This window comes from Bradyrhizobium sp. SZCCHNS3052 (assembly GCF_032484495.1).
GTDB lineage: Bacteria > Pseudomonadota > Alphaproteobacteria > Rhizobiales > Xanthobacteraceae > Bradyrhizobium.
On the sequence record NZ_JAUETB010000031.1, the window covers coordinates 1 to 1,004 of the forward strand.

Genomic DNA, 1,004 nt, shown 5'->3' on the forward strand with positions numbered 1-1,004 from the left:
CTGTCGCGACCTTGCTCCGAATGGCATAGCGTATTGAGCGCTGAATCCGAAGCGAGCTGCGAACTCTTCCTGCGTCATGTCTAGGCGCACCCGGATTGCCTTCACGTTGATCTTGTTCTTCGTCCTTTTGTGGAGCCGAGATGTGGCACGATGGTCGTAGGTCGCAGATATCCGTTCCACCGCCTTCGTCTGGGGGTGCGTCGCGGTTCGACCAGGACTTCGTTTCCACATCCCGCTCGTAGGAAGACGCGCAATCGTTAGCGAGGATCAACAACACGATGCGGAATAGCGAGACCAACGGCCGCACAAATCGCGCGTTCAGTCGAGAGCAGCAGCAGCCGGTAGCCATCCTCCTCGTAAAGGGGGTACTGGCCAACTTCATAACACTCGCGCACATACTTTAACGCCGCGGCCGCTCCTTTGAGGCTTCCCGGCACGACTCCGGCGAGCTGACGCGAGGCCTTCATCTCAGCCCGACCGAGTGCGCCTTCAGCCGCGCAGAGGCCACTTAACTTGGCCTCCAGCTCGGCCCGCCTGCCGCAGGGCGCACCGCGCAGCTCGCGCTCGGCAGCATCCTGCTCGGCGAGCAGGCGCCCCAGTTCCTCAAAGACTCGGCGGTGGCCCTCGATGGCATCGAGGACCGGGTCGGGCGAGGTCGAAACGCCAACACTTTCAGCCCGTGAGGCCGTGATGACCCCGGCCAGGATGGCGCCGCCGCCGGTGACAAACTGCCGGCGCCGAACGGCCGGGCTGGCAGGAAAGATTGAACGACTCGTGGTATAGGCAGAATCAGCCTGAGACATGGCACTCTCCATGTTGAGGGTTAGGCTCGTGCAGGTGTCTTCAGCACCTGTGCGGGCCGCTTGCCTGGCCTGTAGCGGCCAGTGCCGCGAATCGAATCACGGCCGATTCGTTACGTCAATGGATATCCGGTTTTCACTCACGGCCAGGCCGTGTACCCATAAACCCTGCGGCGCGATGCGACTAAAGCAATGTCTGCTTTG

General features: G+C 61.9%; 1 protein-coding gene. It reads right to left on the reverse strand.

Annotated elements, in window-relative coordinates:
- Positions 1 to 257: 257 nt before the first annotated feature.
- Positions 258 to 803 carry a hypothetical protein gene (locus tag QX073_RS34360; protein ID WP_316227125.1) on the reverse strand — a complete coding sequence of 182 codons (546 nt, stop codon included), beginning with the start codon at positions 801 to 803 and terminating at the stop codon, positions 258 to 260.
- Positions 804 to 1,004: the final 201 nt, after the last annotated feature.

Coding starts and splice junctions, on each gene's coding strand:
- QX073_RS34360 (WP_316227125.1), bottom strand. CDS start 803: ATGTCTCAGGCTGATTCTGCCTATACCACGAGTCGTTCAATCTTTCCT.